Source organism: Chryseobacterium sp. 22543, from assembly GCF_052044565.1.
Taxonomy (GTDB): Bacteria; Bacteroidota; Bacteroidia; order Flavobacteriales; family Weeksellaceae; genus Chryseobacterium.
In genome coordinates this window covers 291,610-305,061 of the sequence record NZ_JBQENH010000001.1, presented here as the reverse complement: position 1 = coordinate 305,061, position 13,452 = coordinate 291,610, and the positions used below count along the sequence as shown (strand labels likewise).

Genomic DNA, 13,452 nt, shown 5'->3' with positions numbered 1-13,452 from the left:
AATCATGTCAGAAAATAAACATATTAGTATATCAAAAAATATAGAAACCGGGGATCAGACAGATTTTCATTTTCTACGCAAAACCGGGGTTGAATACATAGAGAAGTTAGGAGGAAAACTATGGACCGATTATAACTCTCATGACCCCGGTATCACCACGTTGGAAGTTTTAAGCTATGCCATAACGGATCTTGGGATGAGGATGAACCTGAACATGGAAGATATCTTAGCATCTGATGATGTAAAAAAAGACATTCATACCCAGTTTTTAAAGGCTGCAGAGATTTTGCCTTCAAGACCTTTAAACGAACTGGACTACAGAAAGTTGTTTATAGATATTAACATGGCAGGAAGTCTTACAAGACCGATCCGTAACTGTTGGTTAGTCCCTAAAAATGAAAAATTATACGTTGATTGCAAAACAGGAGATTTAGACTTTAAACCCATTGGAGAAAAAACACAAAGCTTTGACGTAAAAGGACTGTATGACCTGTATGTAGACTATGCTGAAGAGATTGATACGGATGGTATCGGATGTGAAAAATCTAATGTCAATATCAAAATTTTAGACAGTTACCATGCCAACAGAGGACTTTGCGAAGATCTGGCGGAGATTAAAGAAGTTGAAATCCAGAAAGTTGCAGTATGTGCCCGTATCGGACTTGTCAACAAAGCAGATGAGGAACTGGTGCATGCTAAAGTAATCAGAACGATCAATAATTATCTTTCTCCTGAGGTTCATTTTTATTCATTGAAGCAAATGCTGGACAAAGGCCTGACTACAGATCAGATCTTTGAAGGACCTCTTTTGGATAACGGTTTTATCGATACTGAAGAGCTTAGAAACAGCCAGTTAAGAACAGAAGTTCGTCTTTCCGATATCATCAGTGAAATCATGAAGATTGAAGGGGTTAAAGAAATTCATGACGTTTCTATTGCAGGTTGTGACAGTGTGATCAAACAAAATAACGACTGGCTGATCTGTATTGAAAAAGGCAGAAAACCGGAACTGTGTGAACTGAGCTCATTCAGCTACAGTAAAGGATCTCTTCCGTTAAATATCAACGACAAAAAAGTTCAGGAATACTTAGAAACTCTTAAAAGGGAAGAAGAAGTGCTCAGAGAGGATGCAAGACAAAATAAAGAATTGACTTTGCCGCAAGGAACTTCATATGATATTGCAAACTATGCTACTATTCTGAATGAATTTCCGGATACCTATGGAGTAGGAGAATCAGGAATTATAGGGAATCAATCCCCGGAGAGAGAAGCTTTGGCCAAACAGATGAAAGGGTATTTGTTATTTTTTGATCAGATCCTTGCCGGCTATTTCAAACATCTTGAAAAAGTAAAAGAAGTATTAAGCATCAATGGTAAGCTAAAAAGAACCTTTTTTACACAGGCTCTTAAGAATATTAAAGGGTTTGATGAACTGGTTTCTGAATACGATACCGAAAATGATGATCAGCTTACAGATTCATTGTATAAAGAGTTGGATAACAGTGTGGAACGTAGAAATGAAGTTTTGGATCATTTGATCTCCCGTTTTGCCGAAACATTCAGTGACTATACTTTCTTAATGAAATCCCTGTATGGGAAATCTACCGATGAAATTGTCTTAGGTAATAAAGAAAATTTCTTAAAAGAATATTCATCATTAAGTAAAGACAGAGGGTTAGGTTATAATTACACCTTAATCGGAGATTCAGATCTTTGGAATACCAGTAATATTTCCGGTGTTCAGAAAAGAATCGCCCGTTTGTTGGGAATTAAAGATTATACCCATAGAAACTTATCGCAGTCGCCGGTTTCCATTATTGAAACAATAGATAATGCCGGTAAAAAAACGTATACATGGAAAATAAAAGATGCTGGTAACAATATTATCTTATCATCTGTAAATAGTTATACGACTGAGCATATTGCAATCAAAAACCTGAATGAAGCCATTTATCAGACCATTCAGATCGATCAGGAAGATCTTGAAAATGCATTAGCTACACTGGATGAGAAGAATCCTGCAGATACATTAGAAAAACTGAAAAACTGTGAAAAGGATTACTGTTTAATTGGAAATATAAAAATCCGTGTTTCATTGGGAGGGAACTATTATTTTGAAATTCTGGATGACAGTGGTCAACAAAATGTTATTGCTGTTCACAAAAAGACCAATCCTTATTCAGAATTGAAAGACCTGAAAAAAGGAATTGAAGAGACGATTAATTATTTCAAATATGAATTTACAGAAGAGGGTATTTTCCTTGTTGAGCATTTATTATTAAAGCCAACCACTAAAGATTATAAGCTCATGGGCGGTATTGGCTGCATGTCTGTCGGAGGTACTTTCAGAATCATGTATGACCTGGAAGAAGAAAATCCTGCAACAGATCCGATAGAATATTCGGAAGCCTTTATGTCTTCTTGCGAAGAAGACTGCGAAACAGACGTTTTTGACCCTTATTCTTACAGGGTGAGTGTTGTTCTTCCTGGCTTTGCCTATCGTTTTCAGGATCCTGATTTCAGACGTTATGCAGAAACAGTGATCAGACAGGAAATTCCGGCTCATGTTTTAGCAAAAATTTGCTGGGTGGGAGATCGTTTGAGTGAAAAACAAACTGCTCAGAATGATTTGGCTGAATTTGAAGTAGCCTTTAAAAAATACCTTTCAGATAAGTCAAGAAACAATATTGCGAATCTCGGAAACAGCATTACAGATTTATTGACTGCTCTTAGCCATTTGAATAATATCTATAGACCGGGAAGACTGTTGGACTGCGACGCCAGTGATAGTGACATTCTGGATGGAAAAATCATATTAGGACAATCGAACTTATCAAAAAAAATTGAAAAATAATGAATACCAAATTAGACAATGTAACAACCCAATATAGAAAGTTCAACGACAATCAGGCGTTAACTGAAGGGCAATTAAACGAATTTATAGATTATTTTGAAGATCAGGACAGACTATCAAGAACCCGTCTGAGCGGCGTGGGGATAGTGTGTGGTTTTCAATCGGAATATGTAGAGCTTGAAATCTCACCTTCTTTAGCAGAAAAAACATCCAGACCCGGAGATAGAGATCTTGAGGAGATTCCTTTTGATACGATTGCTATTACACAAGGAGCTGGGGTGACTACGGATGGAGACTTAATAACACTGCGTAAGGCAGGAAGCAAAAACTCAGAGGTTACCATTGATTTCCAGGCTAAAAATTATAGATACTATAGAAATTATATTGATGTCGTAGGATATGAGCATTTTCGTATCGGAGGGCAGCAAATCCCTCTTTTAGAATTGTTTACAACACAAGAGTATACAAAGTTAGTGAACGAAGGAGCTAACGCCGGGGATTTTAAACAGGTAATAGATATTCGTAGTTCGTTAAATGATAAAATTGTAATTCTGTATTTAGAAAGTTATTCTAATGATGAAAATCCATGTCAGGATGCAGATTGTGACAATAACGGGGCTGAGCAGGTTTCTAATCTTAAAGTACTTCTGGCAGATTCAGCATCTGTTTCAGAGCTTATTGCGAAAGGTGATGCAAAAGATGCTATCTATAAACAACACAATACTTATGAAAAGCTTTTTGACAGTTTACCGAACATACAGGCTAAAAGAGTTATTTTGGATATCGAAGTTAAAACAGCTTTACAATTAAAAACAAAATTCAAAGAATCAATCACTGCTGTTGCAGATTTAAGCCAGGGCTTTGACTCTATTGCAGATACTTTTAACGTGAGTGTCAACCTGGGAGGGCAAACGCTTATCGATAAATTGAATTCCTTATTGTCTATGACGACAACAGGTTTGGAGGATTATCAATACCGATATGATTTACTGAAGGATTTGATTGATACCTACAATGAAATAAAAGATCTGATCCTGCATCTGAACGCTGAGTGTTGCCCGGATATTACTTCATTCCCAAAACACCTGATGTTAGGTCCTGTGGGAGCAAAACAGGAATTAGGGCAGTACACCCCTTTACGTCATGGATTTTACAATTCACCTGTAACAACAAATGATGATGAGAATTATGAAAGAGTTGTAATGCTTGCCAACCGTTTTGTGCAGAAAATCAATGGATTTCAAACCTATATCGGACGCATTAAAATTACACCTTCCAATCTTAATGTAAGGCTGGGTAATAAGGCAATACCATATTACTATAATGTGGATCAGCCTTTATTGGCTCAGTGGAACTTTGAAAAAGCAAAAACCGATAGAGCCGCTTACAATCTAAGTTATCATACAACCAATCTGGCAGGAGAAGATTTTATTCAGAATCCGCTGAATTATAACATTGACAATAATGATTTCTATAGAATTGAAGGTCACCTAGGAATGCCTTATAAAACAGCATTGCAAAACATCAATGACCTTAAAACACAATACGGATTAGCTTTTGATGTCATTGCATTGGTTCTGGATAAAGGCGAAAAACCTGGCGGCAAGCCGCCAGTCAGAGAAAAAACAGTGTCGATAGACGAGCTCAGAAAGCAGCTGGTGTCCATTTCCAGTGATGTTAGCAACAGAACATTCAATTCACAAAATACTTTACTGAATATCTCTAAACTGGATGAACAGTTAAGACTGCTGAACCAGGCCGAATTCTCAAAAGAAGGATCACCTGAAGGAATTACCGTTGTAAAACAAGATCCTAAAAAAGATGATGTTGTAAGTGAGCTTTTAAGTGAGTTTCTGGAGCGAAAATCAGGACTGGAGCACAAGGGCGGAGTAGAACCGGGCGGAACTATTGCTTTGGTTTATTATTCTGAGGCTGATAATCAGGTGCTTGCAGACTTTTCGTTACCTTACTTATGTTGTTCTAAAAAAGATCCTGCATTCCTGTCATTACCGAGCAGCAAGCTATGTCAGAAAGATGCTCCGATTGCTATGACAATTGTTCCGACAGACGGACAGGTAAAAGCATTTGTAAATGGTACTCAGGTTCCTGCGGTTACACAATCCGGAGGTCAGAGCTTCTTCGATCCAGGGTTGGTGAATGCAATTTACTTTGGACAAACCATTACATTTACTGTGGATGATGATCCGGTAGAAGCACAGATGGTCGTATATGCACAACCGAATGTATCTGTTACTACAGGTACCGTGAGCTATGATGCTCCTACGATGGACGAGAATGCCAACAATCCGGATGCTACAGTTGAATTTAATGTTGCCGGGGACTTTACAGGTCTTACATTTACCTGGAATTTTGATGATGGTACTCCAATACAGCATAATGAGGCGCCTGCTAACAAAAAGATCCACGTGTACAAACTGGTTGCAGGACAAGAAAAAACTTTCAATCCAATACTTACAGTAACCAATACTAATGGTTGTAGTACGGTGTACAAATTAGCTCCGCTTAAATTAAAAGGTCAATCCACTATTGCATGTTTAAGTGGTATGAGAGTGGTTATTCAGTACAGAGATGATGTAGACCAAGGTCACGTTTGTAATGATGCTACTTTCAACTTAAAAGGAAATGATATTGTAATAGGAGGGATCAATCCATACCCTGGTTTTGTTGGAAATATACATTTAAGTAATACAGGAGGTAATCAGGATAGAGGTAATCATAAAGCAGGTACTCCTCCGTTGAGCAGATATAATGAAATTACGATCACTCAGGCTGAAGCGAAACAAATGGCATCACAATCATTGGATGGCTTTGTAGAGTTTTCACTTGAATGTGCATTACCTCCTAGTAACAGACCACCAACAGGTTGTCACCAGGATGTTGCTTATACAGAAATCTTCTTAGCAAACGCTACTATTCCTATTTATAAAGGGTATCCAAATGGGAATTTCCTAAAAATAAACCCTTGTACAGGAGTGACAAAATAATAGTCAAATAATAACTTCATAGACAGTCTGAATTGTCTATGAAGTTTATTAAAAGACCTTAATAAATCATTAAAAATGAACAATAATGAATAATCAATTAAGTAATATAACCGTTCAATATCGAAAGTTCAGTAAAGGACAGTATCTGGAAGATCCCGATCAGTTCAATGAGTTTCTGGACTCTTTCGAAGATCAGGACCGTTTGTCCAGAATGCTGCTTAAGGGGGTTGGTGTTGTATGTGGTTTCAAACCCAAACTTATTTATAAAAACAGACTTTTAGACAAAATACAGCTCTCTCAGGGGGCGGCTGTAACAACTGACGGAGATTTGCTCACCTTAAGTAATACAAGTGAGGTAAGTAAGGATTTGTATGTGAGTGATTTAAAAACCATCAACTTAGAATATAAAGACTATACGCATTGTAAAGCATACGATAATTTTAAAGTAAAATATCCGGCATTTTATGAGGGAACCGAGCAGATTGAACTCTGGGAACTGGCAACAGCTCAGGAAGCAAGATCGGATTTTCAACCCATTAATACCCTATCGAATTTAGAAGACAAATACCTGCTGCTGTATCTGGAGGATTATGAAAAAGAGGTTAAACCCTGTAGAGGAGTTGACTGTGATAATCATGGTATACAGCAGATTAGAAACCTCAAAGTATTAGTTATTACAGCAAGTGGTATCACTCATATTCTTGGAGAAGATGGTTTTTCTCTGCCTGATCCCATAACAGGTGAGGTTAAACCCAAAAGAAAAGATAATCTTCAGCCTCATCCTTTGTTTATAGAAGGGATTATGGAGCCTGTAAAACAAAACCGGATTATTTTAGAGAAGTTTGTTGCAGACGAAATTGTAAGTGCTTCCGATTTAAAAAGACAGTATATTAAGGCTTTGGACAAGGATGATTACGGTAAAATCGTCTTTGATAAAATCCAGGCGATCGCTAAAATATTAAAGGTTTCAGGTTCTAGCCATGAAGTATTCAAAGCATCATTTACAAAGATTTTTAACCAGGATTTTGGTTTTCAGTATGCTTATGATGTAGTAAAGGATTTGATGGATACCTATGCTGAAATTATAGAGTTACTTCCTAAAGCATTTACCAAATGTCTTCCGGATTTTGTTTCTTTTCCCAAACACATCATGCTTGGAAAATTAATCTCGGATACCCAATTGGATTCCTCAAGACATCAGTTTTATAATTCGCCTGTCTTAGACAGTGAAAAAGCAACCCAAAAAGTTAAAACCTTAATCAATCGATTTAATCAGCAAGTGGGACTTTTTGATCCTGATAGTATTATTAAAGGTAAGGAACGCGTTAAAATTACTCCATCACAAATATTAAATCCTTTGGGCAATAAGGCGGTTCCTTTTTACTACCGGGCTACAGAAGAATTTTTAAAAACATGGAATTTTGACAAGACAAGCAACCGGTCATCTGGCAGTAATTTAACCTTTGATACCGAGTGGGTGTTAATAGGGGAATCCGAACAGGTAAGTCCTTTAAATCTCAATATAGATAACAATTCGTTTTATAATATAGAAGGTCATCAGGGGATGGATCACCGAATCGCTTTTGAACAGATAAAGGAAATCAAGGATAAGCAGCAGCTGGGATTTGATATTATGCTTTTATCTTTAGAAGAATTAAAAGGAAATAAAGATCTGTCGAAAGCATATTTCAATGAATATGTAGAAAAAAATTCCGGATTGGAACATAAGCGGGGAGTTAAAACGGGAGGAACTTTTATCATGGTGTATGGTTCCATAAAAGACCCGAAAGTTATTGCAGACTTTTCACTTCCATACATATGCTGTACTCCGAAATCGATCATTAAATTAAGCTTGCCAACTTCTGTTATCTGTGCTGAGGCCAGTCCTATACCTTTTACAGTATCCCCTATGAGTGGAGTGGTAAAAGCAAGTGTTGGTGACGGTGTGAAATTTATCAAAGGACAATATTTCTTCGATCCGAAGTCTGTGGAAGATCAGTTCCATGGCCAGGTAATTACCTTTACTGTAAATGGGAAACCTACTGATTGCAGCATTAAGGTGATTTCAGAACCGGATATAAAAGTAGAAGTCGTTCAACCTATCATTTATCCTGGAGGAGATTCAAAGGCAACAGTAGTAAACTTTAGAGTTTCCGGAGCAAACTTTGCCGACTATACGTACAGCTGGGATTTCCTGGGTACTGATGTCTGGCTTCCTATGAATCCTGATGAAAATGGATATTTAAGTTATAAGTATTACAATCTGGATCCATCAATGATTCCGGTAGTAAAAGTAAAAGTGATCGGCAATGGCTGTACTGACACGGTGACTGTAAATTTACCTCTGGATAAAGAGTGTCCGGTGATTTCAAATGTTAAATATACAGTTGTTGATAATGGTGATGATACCCAGACATTCACATTTGATTGGGATTTGCCTTCAGATCTTTCCGGAATAACAGGCTTGAATATTTATGATTCAAATGACCTCGGAAATGGATGGCATTATGAACCCGGATCATTCCGTCCGCGAAGATCAATTACACTGCCTTTAGGCAAATACTCTATTAGATTCGGTTTAGTGGGTTCATGTAGGGAAGCAGAAAATACGCTGAATCTTCCGGGATTTGATGATATTGGAATTATAAAAGATCAGAATAATCACCCACCCACAGCATTGATCAGATGGAAGGATAATTCAGGAATTGAGGACAGGCTGTGTAGACAGTTGGTTTGTAATTTTACAATTGATGTTTATGCAACTGATCCGGATGGAGATATTGCAACTATTCAGATTTTTAAAAGTACGGATAATGGGGCTACATGGAGTTTGTTTATTGGCAATCTTACGGGGACAACATTTACAGATGCTATCAATGGAGCTGGTACACAGTTGTATAGAGCAATTGTTACTGATCAAAAAAACAATAAGACAACTTCAAATACTCTGTCTTACAAAAAAGAAAATCATCCACCAGCGGTATCAATCAGATGGAATGATACCTTCGGAATTGAGGATAGGGTATGTACACAGCCTGTTTGTAATTATACAGTTAACGTTTTGGCTAGCGATCCTGATGGTGATATTGCCAACGTTCATATTCATAAAAGCACTGATAATGGGGCTGTATGGAATTTATTTATTGGCAATTTTACAGGGACGACATTTACAGACTCTATAAATGCGGTGGGTACAAATTTATATAAAGCAGTTGTAGTAGATGGGGAAAACAATACAGTAACTTCAAATATTCTTTCCTATAAAAATGAATACCGTCCAACGGTTGTGATAGATAACATTAGCTTTCCTGATAAAAATTGCTGTAATGTTGAGTTACCTACGATTACAGCTGGTGCCGGTGGAAATCAAAACATTCGTTTATCTAATTTACCTATTAGGCAATTGGGATTAAAAGGATGGGGGAGCGGAGCGAATGAGCTTCTGTATTTTTGGAGCAAACTAGAAGGTCCGGATGTAATACTTGAGAATGTTAACGAAGCAACTTTGACAATCAAAGAGTTAGTCGTTGGAAAATATAAATTCCAGCTTTTGGTTAAAGATGCTAATAGTGATGCATTTGAAATAGATGTAGCAGAGATAATAGTGGAGTAAAGAACGCATTCTTGATGCTAAATCTAATATAAAGGGGTGTTTTTTTGTCTTTAGAATAATGATAACACCCCTTGTACTAGGAAAAATAAATAATAACAATAAAAACATAATACAATGGCAGCAGCAAAATGTGATGCTTCATTCAAAATAGAATATGAATCTTCTTCACCAATAACGGAGGCGACTGTAACTTATCTGAATCCGCCAGGCCCCACACATGATATAAAGCAATTGCTTACAATTAATAATACAATAAAGCTTAATGATATTCAGAATGATATTCAGGCTCCAGACACATACGACCTGGAAGTGAAACTGGCTGTAGATGATGTTGTTACTACGAAGAGGTTTTCTTTGAACGTTGGGAGATGTACCTCATCTTCTTGTTATGTACCGAAGATCTATGAAATAAAAGTGTTGGATGATGGGCAGATTGTAATGAACTACTGGGTGGATACTACCACCAATCTTGCAGCATTGGAATATCAGATCGCAAAAGATCCCGGCTTTAAAGATGAAGATATTATTTATTCAAAGGTGGGCTTTAGTGATGTAAATTATACCCAATTTGAAAATATTGACATGAGAAATGGAAATATTCCTGATAAAACTCGTTTATACATAAGAATAAGAAAATATTGCGGGAGAGATGGAGTTTCGGATTGGTCGGATTTCGTTGAATTTGACTCTGGAATATGGGGAGTAGAAGCTTACTGCTTGTCTGGTGTAGATGATCGGAACAAAGATGCTCTTTGTTATGGAACAGATCCTGCCTGGAAGATGAAAGTAACTTTACAGCCTTTTCGGCCAGATGTAGGGAGCTTGATTTGTCTTACTAATGGTAAGCCTGCAATACCGGAAAATATAAGAGATTTTGAGCAAAATGCACCCGAAAACCTCAAAAAAAGTGGAATAAGATGGATAAGATTCCTAAGATCCAATTCAGATTTTAACCCAAGTTTAATTTATCGGGTAAAGCCAGAAACAGGTGAAATAGAGGTTCTTGAAGGCGACGTGAAGTGTTATTAGAATATCTCACACGATGATGATCCAAAATGCCCCAATAAAATCCTCAAGAAATTGAGGATTTTATTCACTCAGGCAATTATCTTCTGTTGTTTTTACGTCTTGTACTTATAATATTGAAAAGTTTCGCAACATCCTTCAGATGGATTTCGAAATCCTCATAATACTCATTCAGAGAATGAAGAGTGATAAGACCTTTCTCAACATCGTGGTTGACGATTCGCTTTACTAAAATCCCTTTCTCTTTGTGAACGATTACAAAATCCCACTTATCATAATGCAGTTTACTCATCCAGTAATCCTGTCTGATATTTCGGCATAAGATAATGTCACCTTCCAGGTAGCTTTCATATGATCCGTTATCCATGCTGTCTCCTTTCACTTCAAAACACATGTATTCACCCCGGTGCTCTACATCGTCCGTAAAAGGAATAGTGGGTAAGCTTTCTATGTATTCTTCATCAGCAAAATTACTCAGATAACCGGCTTGTGCATATTGATTCGCCAGCGGAACGTGCATAATCTTTAAATCTGAAAAAACAACCGGAGACGCGCTGTCATCATTGAGTTCCTGTTGCTTTAAGAGTAAATTGGTTACAAAATAAGCAGTTGTTTCCGGTATCTTTCGTTCGCCTTTTTCCCAATATTGTACGGCTCTTGTGCCCACTCCTATGGATTTTGCTATATCAGCCTGCTTCATGTTTAGTTTCTTTCTGATTTCTTTGAATTCTAAATAGTTCATTTTGATATGTTTATAGTTATTTGCAAAAAAAAATGAACAAAATGTTCGTTTTTATTTTGAAAAACGAACAATGTTCGTATATTTGTTTCGTCATTAAGATGGAACGGTACAAATGTACAAAATTATATTTGAAATTTAATGTTTTTTTAATATTTTAAAATGTTGTTTTTTTGTTTGTAATTATCTGTAATTAAAAAAGTTAAAAAATAATTTTATGTATAGTGTATTTAAAATACAGATATTTTCCTTTTTTATTTTATCCGGTGCTAATAGAAACAGGGAAAATTTTAAACAATCTATAAAATGTAAAAAGTGCGTTTTGAATATTAGATAATTTGATTTTTGTTCGTTTGTATGTCGTTTTATTGATGATAAAAATGCGTTTATTTTTTGATTGATATCTGAATAAAGCAATCATTTTGCTCTTTGTTTTTCCTGAAAATAAAAAGCAGGCCCAAAATGTAGAATATCATTACTGTTCAACATATAAAATATCGATTAATTATAGTTGTCAGTAAAATTGCTAATACATACAAAAGGGCAAATGAAATTTAAATAAAGAAGTCAGGGTAAAATTTTTATTGGGAAATACCTGGTACCGGCTTCTAAAAAAACAAAATTAAATAATTGAATTAGACATCTTTTAAAAGACGGAATATTCGTCTTTAGGGTTTCTTATGACTCAATGAAACGGTCAATAGGTAAGAAAAGGAAAGCCTGTCTGATTCGAAAAAAACTTTTTAACCAAAAAAACTTTTAACCATAGAATATGAAACGTAGTAAAGAATTAGTCGAAAAAAGAAAAGATTTTGTCATTGATTATGTAAAACGTAATCAGGATAAACAGATGAAAGTGATTGTCAACGAGCTGATGGAAATGTTGTTTTTGTCCGAGAGAACAATATATAATATCATTCTTCAGCCATAGTTATGGTTTGTGAAAGAAAGCTCAGTTCTTAGCATTTAATATAATGTTATTATTTGGATATCAGTAAGATAATGTTTGTGGATAGTGTGTACTCATGATTCATATCTTGAAATTATTCATTCTAAAAAGGTAAAAAGGATTCAAAATTATTGCTGTACCCTCAATAGATCCGTGCATCAGATTGAAGGGCTGTCCTGACATCTTTCTCAAATTTAAATTATAAGTAAAATATTAGGGTGAAAAACGGTTTTGCCTTTAGTTCTATTGTTTTAAATGAAACATGAATTTTAAAAAGAAACCGTTTGACCTTAGTGTATTGGAAGAGAAATCAACTTAAAAAACTAAAAAGAAATTATTCATTTAATAAATTCTGGAAACCATGAAAAAAAAAGAAAAGAAAAAAAAGAAAAAAGATAAGGAAAAAGACAATGAAAAACTGAAGAAACCAAGCAGAGATATCAGTGATCTTATTGACGAGCTAGCGTATGCAGATGAGAGTGATAATATCCGGAAAATCAGAAAATTTTTAGATGATATGTATATCCTGTCTCAGGAATGAATAAGCATCTGAAAGTTGTTGGAAAATAAAAAAAATAATAAATAATATAATAGGAAACGAATGAATTTGGATAGTATAAAAGCCCTTTTGATCGGAACTGCAATAGCATTTTCTGGAGGATTATTAAGGGTACTGGTCTCCATACAAAATAAAGAGAAAAAACAGCCATGGGAACACTTTATCACATTGGTAATCGTGGTGATTGTGGGTTTTACAATGAGTTATTTAATGAACAGAGCTGAATTGCATGACAAATGGTATTCAACAGGAGTATTATTTGTACTGGGATACGGTTATGATAAATTCCTGAAAATGATCACTAATAATCTGCCTAACTGGATTGATAAAGCAGTGAATCTTCTTATTGAAAACCGATATGGTGCGAATACAGACAGATCATCTGATGAAGAAGAAAAAAAAGATGATATGAAATAAAAAAAGATTCTGAAACAGTCTTTACCATAATGACAGAATCAGTCACTCAAAAGAAGGTGTTATCCTGAAAAAGAGTGTATTTAAATTTTAAAAAACCTGAAAATTCAAAAACAAGAGAACAAACCAGGAAATGGTTCAGTGTTGCCTGTTTCTCAAAGTCAAATACCATTTCTATTTACTTAAATTCTTAAAGAATCTACCCTAATTGGGACGATTTTTCCAACCCGGCAGGCACCCTATAAGGCACAATATTTTGGTTGTGCCTATAGGTCTTTTAAAACAATATGAAA

The 13,452-nt window shown here is 35.7% G+C and carries 8 protein-coding genes; 7 read left to right on the top strand and 1 reads right to left on the bottom strand.

Translation table 11 applies throughout. The features are described from left to right. Nucleotides 1–4 precede the first annotated feature (4 nt). The 4 genes from ACTJIP_RS01275 to ACTJIP_RS01260 all read left to right on the top strand — a co-directional run bounded on the left by ACTJIP_RS01275 (nucleotide 5) and on the right by ACTJIP_RS01260 (nucleotide 10,501). The gene (locus tag ACTJIP_RS01275; protein WP_440704007.1) at nucleotides 5–2,854 is read left to right on the top strand and encodes a hypothetical protein; all 2,850 of its coding nucleotides are present in this window, start codon (nucleotides 5–7) and stop codon (nucleotides 2,852–2,854) included. Beyond that, a complete protein-coding gene (locus ACTJIP_RS01270; protein ID WP_440704006.1) occupies nucleotides 2,854–5,859 on the top strand; it encodes a PKD domain-containing protein in 3,006 nt (1,001 codons plus the stop codon). The genes ACTJIP_RS01275 and ACTJIP_RS01270 overlap by 1 nt, the downstream gene beginning before the upstream one ends. Nucleotides 5,860–5,944: 85 nt before the next feature. Continuing rightward, on the top strand, nucleotides 5,945–9,472 hold the full coding sequence (locus ACTJIP_RS01265) for a PKD domain-containing protein (RefSeq protein WP_440704005.1): 3,528 nt from the start codon (nucleotides 5,945–5,947) through the stop codon (nucleotides 9,470–9,472). 114 nt (nucleotides 9,473–9,586) lie between these two features. Beyond that, on the top strand, nucleotides 9,587–10,501 hold the full coding sequence (locus tag ACTJIP_RS01260) for a hypothetical protein (protein WP_077418683.1): 915 nt from the start codon (nucleotides 9,587–9,589) through the stop codon (nucleotides 10,499–10,501). Nucleotides 10,502–10,577: 76 nt separating this feature from the next. Here ACTJIP_RS01260 and ACTJIP_RS01255 read toward each other — a convergent pair whose 3' ends face one another. Further along, the gene (locus tag ACTJIP_RS01255) at nucleotides 10,578–11,240 is read right to left on the bottom strand and encodes a S24 family peptidase (RefSeq protein ID WP_047421519.1); all 663 of its coding nucleotides are present in this window, start codon (nucleotides 11,238–11,240) and stop codon (nucleotides 10,578–10,580) included. Between the two features lie 769 nt (nucleotides 11,241–12,009). Between ACTJIP_RS01255 and ACTJIP_RS01250 the strand changes: the two genes are divergently transcribed. The 3 genes from ACTJIP_RS01250 to ACTJIP_RS01240 all read left to right on the top strand — a co-directional run bounded on the left by ACTJIP_RS01250 (nucleotide 12,010) and on the right by ACTJIP_RS01240 (nucleotide 13,162). After that, nucleotides 12,010–12,168: a hypothetical protein gene (locus tag ACTJIP_RS01250; RefSeq protein WP_156106583.1), complete on the top strand. Its 159-nt coding sequence runs from the start codon at nucleotides 12,010–12,012 to the stop codon at nucleotides 12,166–12,168. Between the two features lie 379 nt (nucleotides 12,169–12,547). After that, nucleotides 12,548–12,727, top strand: coding sequence for a hypothetical protein (locus ACTJIP_RS01245; protein WP_077418684.1), 180 nt, complete (start codon nucleotides 12,548–12,550; stop codon nucleotides 12,725–12,727). Nucleotides 12,728–12,787: 60 nt separating this feature from the next. Next, nucleotides 12,788–13,162, top strand: a complete 375-nt coding sequence (locus ACTJIP_RS01240) for a hypothetical protein (protein ID WP_139348578.1) — start codon at nucleotides 12,788–12,790, stop codon at nucleotides 13,160–13,162. Nucleotides 13,163–13,452: the final 290 nt, after the last annotated feature.

Coding starts and splice junctions, on each gene's coding strand:
- ACTJIP_RS01275 (WP_440704007.1), top strand. CDS start 5: ATGTCAGAAAATAAACATATTAGTATATCAAAAAATATAGAAACCGGG.
- ACTJIP_RS01270 (WP_440704006.1), top strand. CDS start 2,854: ATGAATACCAAATTAGACAATGTAACAACCCAATATAGAAAGTTCAAC.
- ACTJIP_RS01265 (WP_440704005.1), top strand. CDS start 5,945: ATGAATAATCAATTAAGTAATATAACCGTTCAATATCGAAAGTTCAGT.
- ACTJIP_RS01260 (WP_077418683.1), top strand. CDS start 9,587: ATGGCAGCAGCAAAATGTGATGCTTCATTCAAAATAGAATATGAATCT.
- ACTJIP_RS01255 (WP_047421519.1), bottom strand. CDS start 11,240: ATGAACTATTTAGAATTCAAAGAAATCAGAAAGAAACTAAACATGAAG.
- ACTJIP_RS01250 (WP_156106583.1), top strand. CDS start 12,010: ATGAAACGTAGTAAAGAATTAGTCGAAAAAAGAAAAGATTTTGTCATT.
- ACTJIP_RS01245 (WP_077418684.1), top strand. CDS start 12,548: ATGAAAAAAAAAGAAAAGAAAAAAAAGAAAAAAGATAAGGAAAAAGAC.
- ACTJIP_RS01240 (WP_139348578.1), top strand. CDS start 12,788: ATGAATTTGGATAGTATAAAAGCCCTTTTGATCGGAACTGCAATAGCA.